The organism is Lentzea guizhouensis, assembly GCF_001701025.1.
Taxonomy (GTDB): domain Bacteria; phylum Actinomycetota; class Actinomycetes; order Mycobacteriales; family Pseudonocardiaceae; genus Lentzea; species Lentzea guizhouensis.
Genome location: NZ_CP016793.1, coordinates 9,546,924 through 9,565,908 on the forward strand (window position 1 = coordinate 9,546,924; position 18,985 = coordinate 9,565,908).

The window sequence follows — 18,985 nt, forward strand, 5'->3', positions numbered from 1 at the left end:
CCGTGGTCCGAGGCGCGTGCTGCCCCGGCTCGTTACGGTCGACCCGTGATGGCGAAACTCCACCTCTACCTGGTCGACGCGGCGGCCGCGCTGGTGATCTGGGTGCTCGTCACCTACGCGATGCTCGAACCGCACGTGCACGCGTCGCCGTTCGTCGCGGTGCCCCTGGCGGGCCTCGTCGCCGTTCCCGTCGCCGTCCGGCGGTGGTGGCCGATGACCGCGCTGGTGGTGACCACCGCCGCGACGGTGGCCGTGGTGATGACCCAGGTGCTGCCCGTCGTGGCGCTCGGCGCCCCGGTCGGCGCCGTCTGCTTCGCGCTCTACACGGTGGCGGTCGACCGCGACCGCACCTGGTCGCTGGTCGCACTCCTGGTGACCGTCGTCGCCACCAGCGGGGTCTCCGGCGGTGAACCCGAGAACGTGCTCGTCGGTGCCGCCGCGCTGGGGTCGGTGTGGGCCATCGGCTACACCACCCGGCTGCGCCGCTCGATGCTGCTCCGGGAGAGCGCTCAGCAGGCCGAGCAGGCGCTGGCCGACGAACGCCTGCGCATCGCCCGCGAGCTGCACGACGTGGTGGCGCACAACCTCTCCCTGATCGCCGTGCAGGCCGGCAACGCCGCGCACGTGCGTTCACCTGAGCACGCCTACGAGGCGTTGCAGGTCATTTCCGAAACGAGCCGCACGGCCCTGACGGAGATGCGCGGGCTCTTGGGTGTGCTGCGCTCCGACGCCGACCTGGCCCCCTCCCCCGGCCTCGACGGCCTGCCCGACCTCGCCGACCGCGCGTCACTCGCCGGGGTGCGCGTCACGCTGGAGGTGACGGGTGGGACGGTGGTGCCGGAGGGGATCGCGCTGTCGGCGTACCGGATCGTGCAGGAGGCGCTGACCAACGTCGTGAAGCACGCGGCACCCGCGTCGTGCACGGTGCTGGTGGACGTGACACCGGAGGCCGTGGTGATCGACGTCGCCGACGACGGTCCCGGGGTGCGGGAGCTGGGGACGGGACACGGGTTGATCGGGATGAGGGAACGCGTGGCGGTGTACGGCGGCACGTTCAGCGCGGGACAACGCTCCGAGGGCGGGTTCCGGGTCCACGCGGAGCTGCCGATCCGATGACCAGGGTGCTGATCGTCGACGACCAGGCGTTGCTGCGGGCCAGCTTCCGGCTGTTGGTGGACAACGAACCGGACCTGACCGTGGTGGGCGAGGCCGGCACCGGAGCCGAGGCGGTCGAGCTCGTCTCGGAGCTGGAGCCGGACGTCGTGCTGATGGACATCCGCATGCCGGAGATGGACGGCATCGAGGCCACGCGGCTGCTCGACGGGCCGCGCGTGCTGGTGCTGACCACGTTCGACCTGGACGAGTACGTGTTCGGCGCGTTGCGCGCCGGTGCGTCGGGGTTCCTGCTGAAGGACACGCCTCCCACCGAGCTGCTGGACGCGATCAGGGTGGTGGCGTCCGGTGAGTCGCTGCTGTCGCCGTCGGTCACCCGGCAGCTGATCGCGGAGTTCGTGCGGCAACAGTCCGCGCCGTCGGTGCGCGGGCTGGAGGTGCTGACCGAGCGGGAGAAGGAGGTGCTGACGTTGATCGCCCGCGGGCTGTCGAACGCGGAGATCATGGCTCGGCTTCACGTCAGCACCGGGACGGTGAAGACGCACATCGGGAACCTGCTGGCGAAGCTGCACGCACGGGACCGGGCGCAGCTGGTCATCGCGGCTTACGAGTCGGGGCTAGTCCGCTAGCAGCGCCACGACGAGCAGCGCGGCCAGCGTCAGCCACGACGCGGGGTGGCCGAGGTTGAGCGTCCACCGCGAGCCGACGCGCTGGTGCACGAGCAGCGCCGGGTCGGCGCGGTTCGCGTACACCAGACCGCCGACGTGCCAGTGGCGGTCGTCATCGCGTTGCGCCACACCGCTGTCCTCGGTGTCATCGCGGTCGAGGCGGTGTCCGGCGTCGCCGGCCCGGACCAGCCAGACGACCGCTCCCGCGAACGGAACGGCCGCCAGCACGGTCCAAGCCGGCCCTGACATGATTTCCCACAGCTGCAACGCCTTCACGGCCAGTGCGGCGATCACGGCTGTGGTCAGCACAGCGACGATCCGCACGGTCCCGGTCAGATAGGCGCGATAGGACCGTGCGGAGCTTTCCGGCCGTGCGGCGTCGAGCTCGGGGCGCGCACGTGGGAGGGCCACCGCCGCGAAGACGCCGATCACCAGCACGACGACCTGGTTCGTCACCGGCCAGAACGCCTCCCAGGGCGTGTCCCGGACCAGGCCGAGGACCGCCGTGCCGCTGACGACCACCGCGGCGGGCACCAGCGCCGCCCACGGCAACCGGACCGGATCGGTGCGCAGGCTCGTGTCGGTGGTGACGCCCTGCCGGATCTGGGGCCAGGACCGCTTGACCCGGCTGACGAGGCCCGCCGCGGCCCAGTGCGCGAGCAGGCAGGCGACGACGAGCGCGGCCAGGAGCCAGGTCTCACCGAGGAGCGTGCCGGCGGCGGCGAGCACCCCGGACACGGCGACAGCGACCCGGTAGCCCACGCGGATGGGCCTCAGCTCTCCCGTCCTCCCGTGCGGCACGCGGACTCCGAACGGCAGCGTGGGCCTCGCCGTCGCCGGCAGCACCAGGAACCCCGCCGTCACGAGGACGATCCAGCCGATCTGCACGGTCATGCCCGTCCTCCCCCGGCGAACCCGTCCAGCACTTCCTCGCTGCGTCCGAGCACGTCCTCACGGGTGAGCCCCTGCGTCGTCGCCTCGGCGAGCAGGGTGCGCAGCCGGGACTGCCACGTCTCCGCGAATCCCGCGTCCGGTGGTCCGGTCGTGTGGTCGCGCCGCACGACCGCACCGCTCTTGCGGTTGATCCGGATCACCCCCTCCTGGCGCAGCAGGTCGTAGGCCTTGCTGACGGTGTGGAAGTTGATGCCGAGATCGACCCCGAGCTGCCTCGTGGACGGCAGCGGGTCGCCCGCCTTCAACGCCCCGGTCGCGACGGCTTCCACCACCCGGTCGCGGATCTGCTGGTAGATCGGCGTGTCGCTGTCGAGGTCGATCGTCAGTAGCACGACCTCAAGTCTATCTGTTATACAAGTAATAGAACAGACGCTCATCTGGAGAGGGAGTGGCTCATGGCCAAGACGGAGGTCCACGACGGCAGGCTCGTCGTCGAGTTCACCGCGTGGGAGCGGATCTTCACCTGGCGGCGGCGCCTCGAGGTGCCACTGGAGGCGATCAAGGCGGTGCGACGGGAACCGCACCCGTTCCTCACACCGCACGGCGTGCGCATCGCCGGGGCCGAGGTGGCGGGGGTCGGCAAGGCGGGGATCTGGAGGGGCAGGCGCGGGCGGCAGCTCGTGGCCGTCCGAAGTGGACGGACGGCGGTGTGGGTCGTCACCGAGGGGTACGGCGAGGTACTGGTGACCGCGCCGGACGACGTCATCGCGGCGTTGGAGGCCGTCACGTGAGCCGTCCGGTGTGGACGTTCCTGGGGATCGCGTTCACGATCCCGTGGTTGCTGTCGTTGCTGCGCCTGGCAACGGGCGTGGACGTCGTCGCGCCGGGAGGGATGCTCGGCGTCGGGCTGGCGGTGCTCGTCACCGTGCGCCGGTTCGGACTCGCCGACACCGGCCTCACCCGGCAGCCGGCGAGGCGGGTCGTGGGTCAGAGCGCCGTGGCACTCGCCGCGTTCCTCGGCCTCGCCCTGCTCGCCGTGCTCATCAGCGTGCGGCTGGACGTGACGGGGTTCTCCGGACTCCATCAGGTCCACGGCGCTGGACCGACCAGTGAGGTCATGGCGGCGGCGCTGGCCAAGGCGGGGCTGCTCTTCCTGCTGGTGCTGCCCCTCGCGTTCTGCGAGGAATGGGGCTGGCGCGGTTTCCTGCTGCCGCGGCTGATGCGGTTCGGCAGGTGGGGCGCGTTCGGACTGAGCGGCGTCATCTGGGCCGTGTGGCACCTACCGGGCTATGTCGGGTCGCTGGCCGCGTTCGTCCCGTTCGCGGTGTTCACCGTGCTGCTCGGCACGTTGCTCGGCATGGTTCGGCTGCACACGAACTCGGTGTGGGCGTGCTCAGTCGTCCACGCGGCGAACAACACCCTGGTGATCGCCTTCGTGAACGTCGCCCTCACCGACGCGTCGGAGCTCGCCGCGCCCGACCCGTGGTCGCTGGGCCTGAGCGGCTGGGCGGGCTGGGTCCTGATGGCGGCGCTGGTCGCGGCGCTCACCACCACTGCCCGGCGCCGCGTGGCCGTGTGAACAGGAACCGCCTCGGCCGCGCGGCCGAGGCGGTCGGTGGTGCCTCACAGGTGGTGCCGGTCTCCCCTAGATCAAGCCGTCGTGCAGGAGACCGCCGGCCGCGTCGTAGGCCCGGATCCGCACGACGGTGAACTTCTCGTCGACGCGGCAGAGGAAGACCTCGCCGTACAGCTCGGCCTTGACGACCTTTCCGCTCGGCAGCACGAACTCGAGGGCGGCGATGCCGGGGGCGATCCGGCCCACCTCGAGACGCTCGTCGTCGTCCCAGATCAGGCCCATGCGACCGAGAACGTGCTCGGCGCCGGGTGTGCTGACCTTCGACGTGCTCTTCCCGGTGCCGGAGACGGTGCAGACGACGAACTCGCCGGCGGTGCCGGTGGTGATGACACCCACCTCCAGCACGCTGTCCCGCACCCGCTGCAGCGTGCCGAACCGGTAGCCGGGTGGCCGTTCGCAGGCCTCGTCCACGAGGACGCGCATCGACTCGGCCGACAGCGGTGCCGGTGTTCCGGCGATGACGACCGGGTCCGCCACGTCGCGGGCGTAGGCCAGCGCGGTGACAATCCCCAGTGCTCCCACGACGTACCAGATGCGCCTCATGGTGAACCCCCGAACGGGAGTCTAGGCAGTCGGCCGCCGGTGGCGGTGGGCTTTGCGCGGAACCGCCCCGGTCGCGAGACGCGACCGGGGCGGTTGCCGTTCCCAGCGGTGCTACAGGTAGGTGCCGGTGTTCGTGGCCGTGTCGATCGCCCGGCCCGCCTCCTGGTTCTTCCCGGTGACGAGCGTGCGGATGTAGACGATCCGCTCGCCCTTCTTGCCCGAGATGCGTGCCCAGTCGTCGGGGTTCGTGGTGTTCGGCAGGTCCTCGTTCTCGGCGAACTCGTCGACGATGGCCGCCTGCAGGTGCCGGACCGAGAGGCCGGGCTGCTTGGTGTCGAGCAGCGACTTGATCGCCGCCTTCTTGGCCCTGTCGACGATGTTCTGGATCATGGCGCCGGAGTTGAAGTCCCGGAAGTACAGGACCTCCTTGTCACCGTTGGCGTAGGTGACCTCCAGGAACCGGTTGTCCTCGGACTCCTCGTACATGCGCTCGACGGTGTGCTGCACCATGCCCTCGATGCAGGCCTTCGGGTCCCCGCCGAACTCGGCGAGGTCGTCGGCGTGCAGCGGGAGGTTCGGCGTCAGGTACTTGTTGAAGATGTCCTTCGCGCCCTCGGCGTCGGGCCGCTCGATCTTGATCTTCACGTCGAGGCGGCCTGGCCGCAGGATCGCCGGGTCGATCATGTCCTCGCGGTTGGAGGCGCCGATGACGATGACGTTCTCCAGGCCCTCGACGCCGTCGATCTCGCTGAGGAGCTGGGGCACGATCGTCGTCTCGACGTCGGACGACACGCCGGAGCCGCGGGTGCGGAAGATCGAGTCCATCTCGTCGAAGAACACGATCACCGGGGTGCCCTCTGAGGCCTTCTCACGAGCCCGCTGGAAGATCAGGCGGATGTGCCGCTCGGTCTCACCGACGAACTTGTTGAGGAGCTCGGGACCCTTGATGTTGAGGAAGTACGACTTCGCCTGCTTGTCGGTCTCCCCGCGGATCTCGCGCACCTTCTTGGCGAGCGAGTTCGCGACGGCCTTGGCGATGAGCGTCTTGCCGCAGCCGGGAGGGCCGTAGAGCAGCACGCCCTTGGGCGGGCGCAGCTCGTACTCGCGGAACAGGTCCGCGTGCAGGAACGGCAGCTCCACCGCGTCGCGGATCTGCTCGATCTGCCGGGACAGACCGCCGATGTCGGAGTAGTCGATGTCCGGGACCTCTTCGAGCACGAGGTCCTCGACCTCGGCCTTGGGCACCCGCTCGTAGGCGAAGCCCGCCTTCGAGTCGACGAGCAGCGAGTCGCCCGGCTTCAGCGGCGAGTCGAGCAGCGGCTGGGCGAGCCAGACCACCCTCTCCTCGTCGGCGTGGCCGACGACCAGCGCCCGCGCGATCTGGTCCTCCCCTTCCTCGGAGAGCACCTCCCGCAGTGCGCAGACCTCACCCGACCGCTCGAACCCGCCGGCCTCGACGACCGTGAGCGCCTCGTTGAGGCGCACGGACTGGCCGAAGGAGAGCTTCTCCGGCTCGACCGCCGGGGACACGGCGACCCGCATCCTGCGGCCGGACGTGAAGACGTCCACCGTCCCGTCGTCGAACCGCGCCATGAAGACGCCGTACCCGCTGGGGGGTTGGGCCAGCCGGTCGACCTCCTCACGCAGCGCGAGCAGTTGGCTTCGTGCTTCGCGGAGGGTGTCTATGAGCTTCGTGTTTCGCTCGGTCAGTTGGCTGACTCGTTCGGTCGCCTCCGCCAGCCGCTGCTCCAGCAGCCGCACGTGGCGGGGGGACTCGGTCAGCTTGCGGCGCAACGACGCGATCTCGTCCTCGAGGAACCTGATCTGCGCGTTCAACTCAGCAGAATTGTTGCCCTGGTTCAGCTCGCCACCCTCATCGGGTTGGCTGCCGGGATGACCGTGCTGCATGTCGGCACCCTCCTCCCGTGTTCGTACCGATTACGGTACCGGCGATCACCGACAAAATGGGGTACTCACAACATCATCTTCGCTCGTGTGACGCAACGGTCCCACCTCCAACAGAGGTCAACTGCTCCATCCCGGTGTCCGGTTCGCCCGGCTTCCCACTACCGTGCGTCCCGGAAACCACCACCGGTCCTTCGTGTCGCGATACGCCCGCCGACCTGCGAGAAGTCCGAGGAGAGGGTCATCGGGACACCGGCTCGGGTGATCCTTCCCCACGTTGCGCGACCACCCTCGGGTGACCGCAGGCACGCTTGGTACGGTTCACGGTCCGGCAACGAGCACGAACGTGTCGTGATCCCACCAGGTGGACCACACCGTGCTCCGATCGGCGGTCACGCACCGCTACCCACCCCGTTCTCGTTCGTCGGAGGTCCCGCTCGAGCGGGGCTCCAGTGCGTCCAGCGGGCCTGCGGCCAACCGGGTGGTCTCGCCGGCGCAACCGGCGCACCACCCGACAGCGCAGTGCATCGCACTCGATTCCCGCCGGAGTGCCGCAATCGTTATCAGCCAGGACCTCCGCGTGACCTCCCGGAAACCGGACGCGGAGCGCGCGGCCGCCCGGCCGCGCCGATGATGCCCATTCGACCGCGCGTTTCCGGCTCAAGCACCACAATGTGCAGCGGAAAGATCACTGCACGAGCACCTGGGGGTTTCCGATGACCTACCCGCCGCAGCCGGGCGGTCCGCACGGCCAGCAGCCGCCGCAGCAGGGGTACGGCCAGCAGCCGCAACCGGGCTGGGGCCAGCCGCCGCAGCCCGGTCACGGGCAGCAGCCCGGCCCGTACGGCCAGCCGCAGCAGCCGCCGTTCGGCCAGCAGGGCGGCGGATACCCGCAGCACGGCCCGTACGGCCAGCAGCCGGGGTTCGGCGGGTACGGCGGTCCGCCGCCACCCAAGAAGAAGAACACCGGCCTGATCATCGGCGCCATCGCCGCCGTGGTCGTGGTCGTCGGCGGCGGCATCACCGCCGCGGTCCTGCTCAGCGGCGACGACGAGCCCAAGACCGCCGCACCGCAGGCCACGTCGGACACGACGGACACGACGGAGAGCTCCGGCACCGCCACCAGCAGCCCCAAGACCTCCACCACCGACAGCAAGAACGGTGGCTCGGACAAGGCGGCGGAGACGGCGGCCAAGAAGTTCGGCGACGTCATGCTCGCGTCGCTGAAGGAGGGCACGATGTCGGCGAGCAAGTTCACCGAGGTCGCGTGCCCCGGCTTCATCAAGGACGGTCAGGGTGCGCAACAGCCCCCGCAGACGGCCCCGAAGGTTACGGTGAGCAAGGTGGCCGTGTCAGGTGAGACCGGTACCTTCGACCTGCGCATGGACGACCTGGTGAACGCCAAGGGTGAGAAGGGCTTCATCCTGTACAGCATGACGCTGCAGAAGAAGGACTCCGGCTGGCTCGTGTGCGGCAAGTCCACGGTCAAGGAGAGCCGCTCCACCGACTGACGCGTCACCACCAGAAACGCATGCCAGGCACCACAACCTCATCCAGTTCGGGGGATTTCCGATGACCTACCCGCCGCAGCAGCCCGGTCCGCACGGGCAGCAGCCGCAGCCCGGTGGTCCGTACGGGCAGCAGCCGCCGCAGCAGCCGGGTTACGGCCAGCAGCCGCAGCCCGGATACGGCCAGCCCCAGCCGGGCTACGGCCAGCAGCCCCCGCAGCCGGGCTACGGCGCACCCCAGCCCGGTTACGGCCAGCCGCAGCAGGACCCGTTCGGCCATCAGGGCCCGCCCAGCGGCGGTTTTCAGCAGCAGCCGCCCAGCGGCGGTTTCGGGCAGCAGGGCCCCTACGGCCAGCCCGGTCCGTACGGCCAGCAGCAGCCCGGTTTCGGCGGCCCCGGCTACGGCGGCCCGCCGCCCAAGAAGAGCAACACCGGCCTGATCATCGGCGTCGTCATCGGTGTGCTGGTCCTCGTCGGCGGCGGCATCACGGCCGCGGTCCTGCTCTCCGGCAGCGACTCGGGCGACTCCGGCAACAGCGCGTCGTCCGACCCGGGCAGCAGCGACTCCGGCAAGTCGGGCGGCAACGACGATGCCGACGTCAAGAAGGTCGCCGAGGAGTACATCGGCGCGGCGACCTCGCGCAACGAGAGCAAGGCCAAGTCGCTGATGTGCAAGGCGGCGCTCGACGAGGCGGCGGAGCTCGAGAGGAACGCCACCGAGGACCAGAAGAAGCTCGCCGAGGAGCTCAAGAAGCTGCCGGTGCCGAAGCTGACCTACAAGGGCGCCACCGTGTCCGGCGACACGGCGAAGGTCAAGATCAACAGTGTCGCGACCTTCGGCGGCAAGACGCAGAACGTGGACGTCGACTACACGTTCAAGAAGGAGTCTGGCAAGTGGAAGTACTGCCAGCTCGTCAAGGACCTGAAGCTCCCGAAGCCGTCCAACTGACGTTGTGAGCGAAGGGGGTCCCTCCGGCCGGAGGGACCCCCTTCCTGCTGTTCTCAGCCCTTGCTGGGACGGCGCTGCGGCTTCGGGGCCGTCACGCCCTCGGCGAGCCTGCGGGTGGTCAGCAGGAACGCGGTGTGCGCGATCATCCGGTGCTCCGGGCGCACGGCGAGGCCGACGACGTGCCACGGGCGCACGAGCGTCTCCCACGCGTGCGGCTCGGTCCAGCACGTCATCTCGCGCAACGCCTCGGTGACGACGGACAGCTGCGTGGTCGTGGCGACGTAGACGACCAGGACGCCGCCGGGGATGAGGTTCTTCGCGATCGTGGGCAGGACCTCCCACGGCGAGAGCATGTCGAGGATGACCCGGTCGACCTCGCCCTCGTGGTTCTTCACGTCGTCGACGGTGATCGACCAGTTGCCGGGGCGTTCGCCGAAGAACGTCTCCACGTTGCGGATCGCGTGGACCGCGTGGTCGTCGCGCACCTCGTAGGACTGGACGCTGCCCTTCTCCCCCACCGCGCGCAGCAGCGAGCAGGACAACGCGCCGGAACCCGCACCCGCCTCCAGCACCCGCGCGCCGGGGAAGATGTCGCCGTACATGCAGATCTGCGCGGCGTCCTTCGGGTAGATCACCTGCGCGCCCCGCGGCATCGACAGCACGTAGTCCGGCAGCAGCGGGCGCAGCGCCAGGAAGTTCGTGCCGCCCACGGACTGCACCACGGACCCCTCCGGCTGCCCGAGCAGCAGGTCGTGCGGGATGGCGCCGCGGTGGGTGTGGTACTCCTTGCCGGGCTCGAGGACGACCGTGTAGTGCCGGCCCTTGGGGTCGGTCAGCTGAACCCGGTCACCCGGCTGGAACGGTCCACTTGCGCTAATCACCGCGCAATGGTGTCAAACGCCCTTCTCAATGGCCGCACGCAGGTCCTCCCTGCGCAGCACACCGGCAGGGCGGCCCTCCAGGTCGACGACCAGGAACTGCCACGCGGCGGTGCCCTGGACGCGTTCCACGATCTCCTCGCCCGGCTCGTCGGCGAGCAGCACGGTCTCCGGCAGGATCGGCTCCGCGGCCTGCTCGGCGGGCGCGAACGGGCTCGCGGCGGCCAGCTCGCGGGCGGCCTCGGTGTCGAGCAGCCCGGCCGCGACGCCGTCGGCGCGCACCAGCACCACACCGCGGCCCGCGCTCGTGCTTAGCGCGTCCGCCACGGGGCTTTCGGCCGGCAGCTGGAGCACGGGCAGGATCAGGTCGTTGAGCGTGACGCCGGCGGGCCACGTGCGGCGGCGTTCGCTGGCGAGCTCACCACGTGCGCCAGCGACGACGACCCACGCCGTGAGCACGCACACACCGAAACGCAGCCAACGGTCTTCCGCGCCTTCCGCGATGCCGTACAGCGCCCAGATGACGAGCGCGAACGCCACCGCGAACCCGCCGACCACGGCGACCCGCGTGCCCGTCGCGCGTTGCCCGGTCACGGCCCACACACCGGCTCGCACGATCCGGCCGCCGTCGAGCGGAAGGCCGGGCAGGAGGTTGAACACGGCCACCGCGACGTTGGCGGCGGCGATCTGGGCGACGAGCAGCCAGATGACGTTGCTGGGCTCCATGACGAACGCGCCGATGCCGAACAGCACGGCCAGCACGACCGACACCGCGGGCCCCGCGCCGGCGACCACGCCCTCGTGGCTGGGTTTGCCGGGGGTGCGCATGATCTCCGACATCCCGCCCAGCAGGTACAGGCGGAGTCTTCTGACCGGCAGGCCCAGGCGCAGTGCCGCGACGCAGTGGCCGAGCTCGTGGGCCAGCACGCTCAGCCCGAGGAAGATCGCGAACAGCGCCGCGAGCAGCAGACCGATCGCGGGAGGCGTGCCGGGCGCGAGGTCGTCGACCAGGGGTGCGTAGAACGCCACCACGATCGCCGAGCCGACCCACCACGACGGCGCGAGCAGCACCGGGATGCCCGCCACCCGGAACAGCAGCAGGCCACCCTCTTTCTCGCTGATCCGCGTGGCCACGGGTGCACTGTAGATCGCGCGGTGTGATCTCGCGGTCTGGTGGCCCGCGCGGAATTGTCAGACCCCTGTCCTAGGGTGCAAATCATGAGCACCACGTTGCGCAGGCCCGCGCTGTCGCCGTCGCGGGCAGGGGACTTCAAGCAGTGCCCGCTGCTCTACCGCTTCCGCGCGGTGGACCGGCTGCCGGAGCGACCGACGAAGGCGCAGGTGCGGGGCACGGTCGTGCACGCGGTGCTGGAGGATCTGTTCGCGCTGCCCGCCGCCGAGCGGGTCCCCGACCGCGCCCGTTCGATGATCGCGCCCGCCTGGGAGCGGGTGCGGGCCGAACGCCCGGAGTTCGCGACGCTGTTCGAGGTCTCCGGCGGCGAGGAGGAGGCGGAGTGGCTCGCGTCCGCCACGAAGCTGCTGGACGGCTACTTCGGACTGGAGGACCCGCGCCGCCTCGAACCGGAGTCGCGCGAGCTGCTGGTCGAGTCCGAGCTGCCGTCGGGCGTGCTGCTGCGCGGCTACATCGACCGCGTGGACGTGGCCCCGACGGGTGAGATCCGGGTCGTGGACTACAAGACCGGTGCCGCGCCGCGCGAGATCGGCGAGGCGAAGGCGTTGTTCCAGATGAAGTTCTACGCCCTGGTCCTGTGGCGGCTGCGCGGCGTCGTCCCCCGCCAGCTGCGCCTGATGTACCTCGCCGACCGCCAGGCGCTGGCCTACACCCCCGACGAGGCCGAGCTGGCCCGCTTCGAACGCACGCTGGAAGCCATCTGGCAGGCCATCATGCGCGCCGCCCCGACCGGCGACTTCCGCCCGAACCCCAGCCGCCTGTGCGGCTACTGCGACCACAAGGCCTTCTGCCCCGCGTTCGACGGCACCCCACCGCCCTACCCCGGCTGGCCGGAGCCCGACGACACCGAGCCTCTCCAGGACCGCGACTGATGCCCGCCTTCTACCTTCCGCTGGACGAGCACACGTACCGCTCGACCTCGCACACCGTCGGCCCGTGGGGCCCCGACAGCCAGCACCTGGGCCCGCCCTCCGCACTGCTGGTCCGCTCGCTGTCGAGCTCCGACCGGGTACTGGCCCGCGTGACGTTCGAGGTCCTCGGCCCGGTCCCGGTCGCCGACCTGACGGTCTCCACCTCCGTCGACCGCCCCGGCCGCTCGGTGGAACTGGTGTCCGCCACGCTCTCCTGCGAGGGCCGCGCCGCCCTGGTGGCCCGCGCCTGGCGCATCCTGGCCTCCGACACCACAGCCGTGGCTGCGGGCTCCGGAGCCGCTCTTCCCCCGCCCTCGGCCGCCGTGCCGATGGAGGTCCCCGACCACTGGGACGGCGGCTACCTCTCCGCCGTCGAGTGGCTCTCGTTGTCCGGCGGCATCTTCACGCCAGGCGACGCCCAGGTGTGGGCCCGCCCACTCGTCGACGTCGTCGAGGGCTTCCCGCTGACCCCGCTGGAGCGCCTGTTCGCCATCGTGGACTCCTCCAGCGGCGTCTCGTCCCGTGTGGACATCCGCAAGTGGTACGCCATCAACACGGACCTGACCGTCCACCTGCACCGCCAGCCCGTCGGCGAGTGGGTGGGCCTGGACGCGCGGACGACGATCGGGCCGGACGGAGTGGGTGTCGCGACGAGCACGGTGCACGACGTGCAGGGGCCGGTGGGGTCGACGGCGCAGGCCCTGTTCGTCCGCGAACGCTGACCCGGCGGTCCGCCGTCCGGCACCGAGCGCCTGCCACCGTCCGCACCGCTGGACGTTCACGCGGCCGTGGCGGCTACTCCAGGTCGAGTGCCCCGAGCAGCGCGCGAACGCACAGAGCACGCAGCTGCACCCGGTCAAAGCTCTGATGCGCCAACCACTCCACGCACATCACCCGCACGAACTCCAGCCACGCCAGCACCGCCGCGGCCGCGAGTGGACCGTCGACCCCGGCCGCGGCGAGCAGCCGGCGTTGCAGGGCGGCGAACCCGCCCGTGATCACCGCGCGCACCACCGGGTCGGTGGCCAGCACGCGGTTCGCGGCCAGCACCAGGTTGCGGTTGGCCTGGAAGTAGTCGAAGTGCGTGTCGAGGGCCACGGCGACCTGCTCGGCGAGCGTGCCGTCACCCAGGTCCCCGATCTCGGTCAGCAGCTGGTCGGTGGCGCGCTGGTGCACGGCGGCGAAGAGGTCGCGTTTGCTGGAGAAGTGCCGGTACAGCAAGGCGCGGGAGATGCCCGCACGCGAAGCGACCTCCTCCATCGCCACCTCGTCGTACGGCTTCGACGCGAACAGGGACGCGCCGACGTCGACCAACTGCGAGCGGCGTGCTTCCGGTGTCAACCTCACGGCCGGAAGGCTAGTTGTATCGCCCTGAGAGGTTCGGAACGCGGCTGGCGGGTGGGTGATGCCGGCGTCGGTGAGGGTGTCGCGCCACAGCCGTGAGCGGTAGCACGCTCCGTTGTCTGTGAGTACCCGTTCGACGGTGATGCCGTTGGCCTGGAGGAAGGTCTGGGCTCGTTGCCAGAACGCGGCGGCGGTGTCCTTGGTCTCGTCGGGCAGGACTTCGCTGCAGGCCAGGCGGGAGTGGTCGTCCACGGCGTTGTGCAGGTAGCTGTGGCCCAGGTTCGCCTGGCCGGTCGCGCGGTCGACGTGGGACAAGCGGGCCAGGCCGTAGCGGGTCAGGATCCGGTGCACGGTCGAGGGCGTCAGTCCGAGCAGGTAGGCGATGCGCGCCGGTCCCACCGCCGCGCCAGGCGGACCTTGATGATCCGCCGCTCGGTGCGGGCCGGAGTCCGGCGCGGGCTCGACCGCGGGCGTGAGGACCGGTCGCAACCTCGCTGGGCAGTACAGCTAGTTGACACGTGTACACCTGCGGAGTAGACAGGTGTCAACCAAGGGGGTCCGATGGCCGCGGCGTTGAGAACGCTTGCTTGGACGATGGGCGTGGCGTGCGTGCTGATCGGGGCGTACCACGTGGTGCTGGGCGTCGCGTCGGTACCGGGCGCGGAGCACGCCGGGGCGACGGTGGACAGCCGTGAGCGGTTCTACAACGCGATCTTCCTCGGGTACGGGCTCGCCTGGGTCTGGGTGGCCCGGCAGAAGCCGATCCCGGCCACCGCCGTCCGCTGGCTGGCCGGCGTGTTCGCCCTGTCGGCGGCCGGACGGTTGCTGTCACTGGCGGTGCACGGGCAGCCGCACTGGTTCCAGCTCCCGCTGATCGCACTCGAAGTGGTGCTTCCACCGGTGTTCTTCTGGCTGGCCGCGGCCGAGGCGAGACGCGTACCGTCACAACGACTGTGAAGAGGTTCGCGAACCGGCGGGACGCGGGCCGCGCCCTGGCCGCGCGACTCGCGAAACGTGCGTGGCACGACCCGCTCGTCCTGGGGCTGCCCCGCGGCGGTGTGCCGGTGGCCGCGGAGGTGGCGAGGACCCTCAACGCCGAGCTGGACGTCGTCGTCGCGCGCAAGATCGGGGCACCGAACCATCCCGAGTACGGCGTCGGGGCGGTCACCGCGGACGGCGAGCCGATCTACGACGCCGCGGTGCTCAGGACGCTCGGGCTCACCGAGGGACAGATGACCGATGCCTGTGACCGGGAGCGGGCCGAGGCAACCAGGCGCACCGCCCTCTACCGGCAGCACCGGCCGGCTCCGCGGGTCGAGGGGCGGGACGTGGTCGTGGTCGACGACGGGCTGGCCACCGGCGTCACCGCCAGGGCCGCGTTGCACTCGCTCGAACAACTCCGGCCGCACCGCGTCGTGCTGGCGGTGCCGGTCGCGGCGCGGGAGTCGCTGGCGTCGTTCGGCGAGCCGGTCGTCGCGTTGCTGGTGCCGCGCGGTTTCGGTGCGGTGAGCCGGTGGTACGACAACTTCGAGCAGCTGTCAGACGCCGAGGTCCTGGAAGTGCTCGACCACCGGGAACGGTGAGTAGAAGCGGTGCAGCAGCTCGGACCAGCGGGCGTAGGACGGGCCCTGGCGGAAGCCGGCCGTGTGCGCCTCGACCGACTCCCAGCGCACCAGCAGCAGGTAGCGGTCGCCGTTCTCCAGGCAGCGCAACAGCTGCAGGCCGAGGAAGCCCGGCGAGGCGGAGATCAACGCCCGCGCCTCGCCGAAGGCCTCCTCGAACTCCGCCGCACGTCCCGGCAGGACGTCCAGCAGAGCGTGTTCCACGATCACAGGCGGCAGAACCGGATGTCCGAGGCCAGGATCGCCTTGGCGCCGATCGCGGCCAGCTCGTCCATCACCCGGTTCGCGTCGCGGCGGCGCACCATCGCGCGCACCGCGACCCAGTTCTCGTCGGCCAGCGGGGCGACCGTCGGCGACTCCAGGCCCGGGGTGAGGGCGATGGCGTCGTCGAGCAGCGTGCGCGGGCAGTCGTAGTCCAGCATCAGGTACTGCTGGGCGAACACGACGCCCTGCAAGCGGGCCTGCAGCTGCTTCTTGGCAGCCGAGAGCTCCGAGCCCGAGCGGTGCACGAGCACCGCCTCCGACTCGCAGATCGGCTCGCCGAACGCCACCAGGTCGTGCTGGCGCAGCGTGCGGCCGGAGCCCACCACGTCGGCGATCAGGTCGGCCACGCCGAGCTGGATCGAGATCTCGACCGCGCCGTCGAGGCGGATCACCGTGGCGTTGATGCCCCGGCGGCGCAGGTCACGGCCGACGAGCTTCGGGTAGGCGGTCGCGAGGCGCTTGCCCTCGAGGTCCTCGACCTTCCACTCGGTGCCCTTGGGTCCCGCGTAGCGGAAGGTGGAACCGCCGAAGCCCAGCGCCAGCAGCTCCTCGACCGAGGATCCGTTGTCGTCGGCGCCGGAGTCGGCGGCGAGGTCGCGGCCGGTGATGCCGAGGTCGAGGTCACCGGACGCCACGTAGATCGCGATGTCCTTGGGGCGCAAGAAGAAGAACTCGACCTCGTTGTTCGGGTCGAGCACGGTCAGGTCGCGCGGCTCGTGCCGCTGCCGGTACCCCGCCTCGGTCAGCATGGCGGAGGCGCGTTCGGCGAGCGCGCCCTTGTTCGGGACTGCTACGCGCAGCATTGTTCAGCTCTCCGTCAGAGGTACTTGTAGACGTCGTCGAGGGTCAGGCCGCGGCCCAGCATGATCACCTGGAGGCGGTACAGCAGCTGCGAGATCTCTTCGGCGAGCTTCTCGTCCGACTCGTACTCGGCGGCGATCCAGACCTCGCCCGCCTCCTCCAGCACCTTCTTGCCCTGCGCATGGACGCCGGCCTCAAGCGCAGCCACGGTGCCGGAACCCTCCGGCTTGGTGCGGGCACGTTCGGTCAGTTCGGCGAACAGCGAGTCGAAGGTCTTCACGAATTCACATCCTCCCATCCCCGGGACCGGCGTCCACACCGCGGTCGGATCTGTTTCAGCCCGTGGACGTGATCTGTCCTGCATGGACACCCAGTAGCGTGAACTTCCGTGTCGGAGTTCGCGGAAGTGCTCGCAGCGTTGCGCCAGGTGCGCGGCATCAACCCGTTCTTCGCCCTGGACGTGGGCCGTCCGGACGACTCCTGGCTACCGGGAACGGCGCTGCTCGAAGGCCCGGCGCTCAAGGACACGATCGACGCGATCGCCACCCGGTACAACGCGGGCGAGCCGCGCGTAGCGGCCAGCCTGTTCTTCCTCAGCTACACCGCGCGCCTGCTCAGCCCGCTGACCGCGACGAACCTGCCGATCGACGTCCGCCCGTCGAACCTCTGGTGGCACCACGACCGCGCCACCGGCCTGAGCGTGCGCATCGACGTGCCGCAGCTCGGCCCGCGACCGGTCGAAGCGCTCGCACCGGTCGTGGAAGCGGTCCACGCCGTCGTGCCGGTGGCGCGCGGACTGTTGTGGGGCAACGCGATGTCGAACATCGCGGGTGCGTTGAAAATGGTCGTGCGCGCGGGTGTGCTCACCGCGGAGGAAGCGGAAGAACGCGGCAACCAGCTCATGACCGCACCGCCGTTCGAAGGCGCGGGAGAATTCATCCCGTTCCCCGGCGAGGTGACGTTCCTGCGCCGGTCGTGCTGCCTCTACTACCGCGTTGCCGCAGGTGGGAAGTGCGGCGACTGCCCGCTCGTCAAGTGAGGAACGCAACAACACTTATGGCCGGTTGTGCTCACCAAGCCGCTCAACTTACGGTGCACGCGCCGCAGTGACGGGAAGCCGGTGTGAATCCGGCGCGGTCCTCGCCACTGTGACCGGGAAGCGATCCCCGCCGAGCACGTCACTGGTCCCGCGAGGGGCTGGGAAGACGCGGGGGCAGCGATGATCCGGGAGTCAGGAGACCGGCTGCGGCGCCGTAAGGAGTTTCACCTTCCACGAGGTATGGAGGAGCCCGTCATGACGAGCCCCGCAGCAGGTCTGTCCGCCGTCCGCGTGCCCAAATGGGCCTTCGCCGTGTCACTGCTCGGCCTGATCGTCACCTACCTGGTCCTGCAGGAGAACGGCCTCGCGCTCGGTGCGAGCTCGGAGCTGCTGCACGAGTTCTTCCACGACGGCCGGCACGCGCTCGGCGTCCCCTGCCACTGATCCGCGACCACGCAGATGACGACGACGTACAAGTCGATCGCACTGCGCGGAGTCGCGGCCGGCGCCATCGCCGGTGTCGCCTCCGCGCTCGTGCAGCTCCTGGTCACCGAGATCCCGATCCGCGCCGCGCTCGCGGTCGAGGAGGCCCGGGAACCCGCCGGTGACGGCCACGGGCATGCCCACGGTGGCGAAGGAGAACTGGTCAGCCGCGGCGCGCAGGTCGTGGGCGGCATGCTCGGCGTGGTGGTCGTCGGCATCGCGGTGGGCCTGGTGTTCGCCACGGCCTACGCGCTGTCGAAGCGCTGGTTCGTCGACCGCACCCCGTTCAGCCGCAGCACGGCGTTCGGCCTGGCGGTCTTCGGCGCGGTCGCCCTGCTGCCGTGGCTGAAGTACCCGGCCAACCCGCCCGCCGTGGGCGACCCGGAGACGGTGAACCACCGCACCGCGCTCTACCTCGGTGTGGTGGTCGCGGGCCTGGTGATCGTCTGGGGTGCGAGCCGGCTCGCCTCCCGGCTGACCGCGCAGTCGCAACCGGTGCGCGTCACCGCGGTGCTGCTGGCCGTGGTCGCGGCCGTCGCGGTGGTGCTGCTGGCGTTCCCCGCGCCGCCGGACACGATTCCGGCGGACATGCCGGTGACCGTGCTGTGGCAGTTCCGGCTCAGCTCGCTCGCCCAGCTGGCCACGCTCTACGTGGGCATCGGCGTGGTGTTCGGGCTGTTGGTCGACCCGGCGACGCGCAGGGCCAAAGCGGACGCGCCAGTGGCCGTCGGCTGACCGGTCGTGGCGGGTGGTCGCTCCGGGGCCACCCCGTTTCTGTTGAAGGTCAAAGGTTTGCGAGCGGTGCACGGCGACGGCGGTGGCATTGCCGGGACGCTCCGGTTACGTTGCGGCGATGGCCTGCCGGATCAGTGAACTGGTGCTCGAATGCCGCGACCCCGAACTGCTGGCGCGGTTCTGGTGCGAGGTGCTGAACTTCGTGGTGCTCGGCCGCGAGGACGACGGCAGCGTCGAGATCGGCCCGCGCGACGGGTTCGGCGGAGCCCAGCCGACGATCGTGTTCAGCCCCCACGACGAGCCGGTCAAGGCGAAGCCGCGGCTGCACATCGACGTCAACGCCACCGACCGCGACCAGGACGCCGAGCTCGAACGCCTGCTGGCCATCGGCGCCCGGCCGGCGGACGTCGGTCAGACCGGCGAGGAGTCGTGGCACGTGCTCGCCGATCCGGAGGGCAACGAGTTCTGCTTGCTCAGGCGCCGTCTCGACCCGCTCTGAC

24 protein-coding genes, 1 pseudogene and 1 riboswitch are annotated in these 18,985 nt (G+C 70.5%); of the genes and pseudogenes, 14 read left to right on the forward strand and 11 right to left on the reverse strand.

What is annotated here, in order from left to right; all coding sequences use genetic code 11:
• Positions 1-48: 48 nt before the first annotated feature.
• Positions 49-1,116 (forward strand): sensor histidine kinase, encoded by a 1,068-nt coding sequence (locus BBK82_RS45270; RefSeq protein ID WP_065920413.1) that lies wholly within the window; start codon positions 49-51, stop codon positions 1,114-1,116.
• Complete coding sequence (locus tag BBK82_RS45275; protein WP_065920414.1) at positions 1,113-1,742, forward strand: response regulator; 630 nt, start codon at positions 1,113-1,115, stop codon at positions 1,740-1,742. The genes BBK82_RS45270 and BBK82_RS45275 overlap by 4 nt, the downstream gene beginning before the upstream one ends.
• On the opposite strand, the gene BBK82_RS45280 is transcribed toward BBK82_RS45275, so the two are convergent.
• Complete coding sequence (locus tag BBK82_RS45280; protein WP_065920415.1) at positions 1,731-2,675, reverse strand: DUF5808 domain-containing protein; 945 nt, start codon at positions 2,673-2,675, stop codon at positions 1,731-1,733. The two genes, BBK82_RS45275 and BBK82_RS45280, sit on opposite strands and share 12 nt — an antisense overlap.
• Positions 2,672-3,067 (reverse strand): GntR family transcriptional regulator, encoded by a 396-nt coding sequence (locus BBK82_RS45285; protein WP_065920416.1) that lies wholly within the window; start codon positions 3,065-3,067, stop codon positions 2,672-2,674. Before BBK82_RS45285 ends, BBK82_RS45280 begins: the two co-directional genes overlap by 4 nt.
• A gap of 63 nt (positions 3,068-3,130) precedes the next feature.
• Here BBK82_RS45285 and BBK82_RS45290 point away from each other — a divergent pair, with 63 nt between their 5' ends.
• Together BBK82_RS45290 and BBK82_RS45295 are read left to right on the forward strand one after the other, a co-directional pair.
• Positions 3,131-3,466: a hypothetical protein gene (locus tag BBK82_RS45290; RefSeq protein ID WP_065920417.1), complete on the forward strand. Its 336-nt coding sequence runs from the start codon at positions 3,131-3,133 to the stop codon at positions 3,464-3,466.
• Positions 3,463-4,254: a CPBP family intramembrane glutamic endopeptidase gene (locus BBK82_RS45295; RefSeq protein WP_065920418.1), complete on the forward strand. Its 792-nt coding sequence runs from the start codon at positions 3,463-3,465 to the stop codon at positions 4,252-4,254. Before BBK82_RS45290 ends, BBK82_RS45295 begins: the two co-directional genes overlap by 4 nt.
• Positions 4,255-4,320: 66 nt before the next feature.
• Here BBK82_RS45295 and BBK82_RS45300 read toward each other — a convergent pair whose 3' ends face one another.
• Positions 4,321-4,854, reverse strand: coding sequence for a hypothetical protein (locus tag BBK82_RS45300; protein ID WP_065920419.1), 534 nt, complete (start codon positions 4,852-4,854; stop codon positions 4,321-4,323).
• 111 nt (positions 4,855-4,965) lie between these two features.
• Entirely contained in the window at positions 4,966-6,762 is a 1,797-nt protein-coding gene (gene arc, locus BBK82_RS45305) for a proteasome ATPase (protein WP_065920420.1), read from the reverse strand.
• Positions 6,763-7,475: 713 nt separating this feature from the next.
• On the opposite strand from arc, the gene BBK82_RS45310 reads away from it, so the two are divergent.
• Together BBK82_RS45310 and BBK82_RS52180 are read left to right on the forward strand one after the other, a co-directional pair.
• Positions 7,476-8,270, forward strand: coding sequence for a hypothetical protein (locus BBK82_RS45310; protein WP_065920421.1), 795 nt, complete (start codon positions 7,476-7,478; stop codon positions 8,268-8,270).
• Between the two features lie 61 nt (positions 8,271-8,331).
• A complete protein-coding gene (locus BBK82_RS52180; RefSeq protein ID WP_065920422.1) occupies positions 8,332-9,216 on the forward strand; it encodes an Rv0361 family membrane protein in 885 nt (294 codons plus the stop codon).
• A gap of 53 nt (positions 9,217-9,269) precedes the next feature.
• On the opposite strand, the gene BBK82_RS45320 is transcribed toward BBK82_RS52180, so the two are convergent.
• Both BBK82_RS45320 and BBK82_RS45325 read right to left on the reverse strand, forming a co-directional pair.
• The gene (locus tag BBK82_RS45320; RefSeq protein ID WP_179953856.1) at positions 9,270-10,094 is read right to left on the reverse strand and encodes a tRNA (adenine-N1)-methyltransferase; all 825 of its coding nucleotides are present in this window, start codon (positions 10,092-10,094) and stop codon (positions 9,270-9,272) included.
• A gap of 15 nt (positions 10,095-10,109) precedes the next feature.
• Positions 10,110-11,228: a site-2 protease family protein gene (locus tag BBK82_RS45325; protein WP_237047942.1), complete on the reverse strand. Its 1,119-nt coding sequence runs from the start codon at positions 11,226-11,228 to the stop codon at positions 10,110-10,112.
• 84 nt (positions 11,229-11,312) lie between these two features.
• Between BBK82_RS45325 and BBK82_RS45330 the strand changes: the two genes are divergently transcribed.
• Complete coding sequence (locus BBK82_RS45330; RefSeq protein WP_065920424.1) at positions 11,313-12,158, forward strand: RecB family exonuclease; 846 nt, start codon at positions 11,313-11,315, stop codon at positions 12,156-12,158.
• Positions 12,158-12,919: a thioesterase family protein gene (locus tag BBK82_RS45335; RefSeq protein ID WP_065920425.1), complete on the forward strand. Its 762-nt coding sequence runs from the start codon at positions 12,158-12,160 to the stop codon at positions 12,917-12,919. The genes BBK82_RS45330 and BBK82_RS45335 overlap by 1 nt, the downstream gene beginning before the upstream one ends.
• Positions 12,920-12,992: 73 nt before the next feature.
• Here the strand turns inward: BBK82_RS45335 and BBK82_RS55445 are convergent, their stop codons facing one another.
• Both BBK82_RS55445 and BBK82_RS55450 read right to left on the reverse strand, forming a co-directional pair.
• The gene (locus tag BBK82_RS55445; protein WP_237048503.1) at positions 12,993-13,457 is read right to left on the reverse strand and encodes a TetR/AcrR family transcriptional regulator; all 465 of its coding nucleotides are present in this window, start codon (positions 13,455-13,457) and stop codon (positions 12,993-12,995) included.
• A 159-nt stretch (positions 13,458-13,616) separates the two neighbouring features.
• Positions 13,617-14,026: pseudogene (locus BBK82_RS55450) on the reverse strand (DDE-type integrase/transposase/recombinase); the annotation flags it as partial.
• 76 nt (positions 14,027-14,102) lie between these two features.
• On the opposite strand from BBK82_RS55450, the gene BBK82_RS45345 reads away from it, so the two are divergent.
• Positions 14,103-14,498: a DUF4345 domain-containing protein gene (locus BBK82_RS45345; RefSeq protein WP_065920426.1), complete on the forward strand. Its 396-nt coding sequence runs from the start codon at positions 14,103-14,105 to the stop codon at positions 14,496-14,498.
• Positions 14,495-15,124 (forward strand): phosphoribosyltransferase, encoded by a 630-nt coding sequence (locus BBK82_RS45350; protein ID WP_065920427.1) that lies wholly within the window; start codon positions 14,495-14,497, stop codon positions 15,122-15,124. Before BBK82_RS45345 ends, BBK82_RS45350 begins: the two co-directional genes overlap by 4 nt.
• Here BBK82_RS45350 and BBK82_RS45355 read toward each other — a convergent pair.
• The 3 genes from BBK82_RS45355 to BBK82_RS45365 are packed head-to-tail and all read right to left on the reverse strand — an operon-like array spanning position 15,080 to position 16,508.
• Positions 15,080-15,367 (reverse strand): antibiotic biosynthesis monooxygenase family protein, encoded by a 288-nt coding sequence (locus tag BBK82_RS45355; RefSeq protein ID WP_237047943.1) that lies wholly within the window; start codon positions 15,365-15,367, stop codon positions 15,080-15,082. The two genes, BBK82_RS45350 and BBK82_RS45355, sit on opposite strands and share 45 nt — an antisense overlap.
• A 2-nt stretch (positions 15,368-15,369) precedes the next feature.
• Positions 15,370-16,230, reverse strand: coding sequence for an ATP phosphoribosyltransferase (gene hisG, locus BBK82_RS45360; RefSeq protein WP_065920429.1), 861 nt, complete (start codon positions 16,228-16,230; stop codon positions 15,370-15,372).
• 14 nt (positions 16,231-16,244) lie between these two features.
• On the reverse strand, positions 16,245-16,508 hold the full coding sequence (locus tag BBK82_RS45365; RefSeq protein WP_065920430.1) for a phosphoribosyl-ATP diphosphatase: 264 nt from the start codon (positions 16,506-16,508) through the stop codon (positions 16,245-16,247).
• Positions 16,509-16,616: 108 nt separating this feature from the next.
• Between BBK82_RS45365 and BBK82_RS45370 the strand changes: the two genes are divergently transcribed.
• The 4 genes from BBK82_RS45370 (at position 16,617) to BBK82_RS45385 (ending at position 18,984) form a co-directional block, all read left to right on the forward strand.
• Positions 16,617-17,267 carry a (2Fe-2S)-binding protein gene (locus BBK82_RS45370; RefSeq protein ID WP_065920431.1) on the forward strand — a complete coding sequence of 217 codons (651 nt, stop codon included), beginning with the start codon at positions 16,617-16,619 and terminating at the stop codon, positions 17,265-17,267.
• Positions 17,268-17,315: 48 nt separating this feature from the next.
• Positions 17,316-17,490, forward strand: a riboswitch (cobalamin riboswitch).
• A gap of 32 nt (positions 17,491-17,522) precedes the next feature.
• On the forward strand, positions 17,523-17,711 hold the full coding sequence (locus BBK82_RS45375) for a CbtB domain-containing protein (RefSeq protein ID WP_065921887.1): 189 nt from the start codon (positions 17,523-17,525) through the stop codon (positions 17,709-17,711).
• Positions 17,712-17,726: 15 nt separating this feature from the next.
• Positions 17,727-18,485 (forward strand): CbtA family protein, encoded by a 759-nt coding sequence (locus BBK82_RS45380; protein WP_065920432.1) that lies wholly within the window; start codon positions 17,727-17,729, stop codon positions 18,483-18,485.
• Between the two features lie 118 nt (positions 18,486-18,603).
• Positions 18,604-18,984: a VOC family protein gene (locus BBK82_RS45385; RefSeq protein ID WP_065920433.1), complete on the forward strand. Its 381-nt coding sequence runs from the start codon at positions 18,604-18,606 to the stop codon at positions 18,982-18,984.
• Position 18,985: the final 1 nt, after the last annotated feature.

What these genes read in the sequence shown, in the direction of transcription:
- BBK82_RS45270 (WP_065920413.1), top strand. Translation starts at nt 49, where the DNA reads ATGGCGAAACTCCACCTCTACCTGGTCGACGCGGCGGCCGCGCTGGTG.
- BBK82_RS45275 (WP_065920414.1), top strand. Translation starts at nt 1,113, where the DNA reads ATGACCAGGGTGCTGATCGTCGACGACCAGGCGTTGCTGCGGGCCAGC.
- BBK82_RS45280 (WP_065920415.1), bottom strand. Translation starts at nt 2,675, where the DNA reads ATGACCGTGCAGATCGGCTGGATCGTCCTCGTGACGGCGGGGTTCCTG.
- BBK82_RS45290 (WP_065920417.1), top strand. Translation starts at nt 3,131, where the DNA reads ATGGCCAAGACGGAGGTCCACGACGGCAGGCTCGTCGTCGAGTTCACC.
- BBK82_RS45300 (WP_065920419.1), bottom strand. Translation starts at nt 4,854, where the DNA reads ATGAGGCGCATCTGGTACGTCGTGGGAGCACTGGGGATTGTCACCGCG.
- arc (WP_065920420.1), bottom strand. Translation starts at nt 6,762, where the DNA reads ATGCAGCACGGTCATCCCGGCAGCCAACCCGATGAGGGTGGCGAGCTG.
- BBK82_RS45310 (WP_065920421.1), top strand. Translation starts at nt 7,476, where the DNA reads ATGACCTACCCGCCGCAGCCGGGCGGTCCGCACGGCCAGCAGCCGCCG.
- BBK82_RS52180 (WP_065920422.1), top strand. Translation starts at nt 8,332, where the DNA reads ATGACCTACCCGCCGCAGCAGCCCGGTCCGCACGGGCAGCAGCCGCAG.
- BBK82_RS45330 (WP_065920424.1), top strand. Translation starts at nt 11,313, where the DNA reads ATGAGCACCACGTTGCGCAGGCCCGCGCTGTCGCCGTCGCGGGCAGGG.
- BBK82_RS45335 (WP_065920425.1), top strand. Translation starts at nt 12,158, where the DNA reads ATGCCCGCCTTCTACCTTCCGCTGGACGAGCACACGTACCGCTCGACC.
- BBK82_RS55445 (WP_237048503.1), bottom strand. Translation starts at nt 13,457, where the DNA reads ATGGAGGAGGTCGCTTCGCGTGCGGGCATCTCCCGCGCCTTGCTGTAC.
- BBK82_RS45345 (WP_065920426.1), top strand. Translation starts at nt 14,103, where the DNA reads ATGGCCGCGGCGTTGAGAACGCTTGCTTGGACGATGGGCGTGGCGTGC.
- hisG (WP_065920429.1), bottom strand. Translation starts at nt 16,230, where the DNA reads ATGCTGCGCGTAGCAGTCCCGAACAAGGGCGCGCTCGCCGAACGCGCC.
- BBK82_RS45375 (WP_065921887.1), top strand. Translation starts at nt 17,523, where the DNA reads ATGACGAGCCCCGCAGCAGGTCTGTCCGCCGTCCGCGTGCCCAAATGG.
- BBK82_RS45380 (WP_065920432.1), top strand. Translation starts at nt 17,727, where the DNA reads ATGACGACGACGTACAAGTCGATCGCACTGCGCGGAGTCGCGGCCGGC.
- BBK82_RS45385 (WP_065920433.1), top strand. Translation starts at nt 18,604, where the DNA reads ATGGCCTGCCGGATCAGTGAACTGGTGCTCGAATGCCGCGACCCCGAA.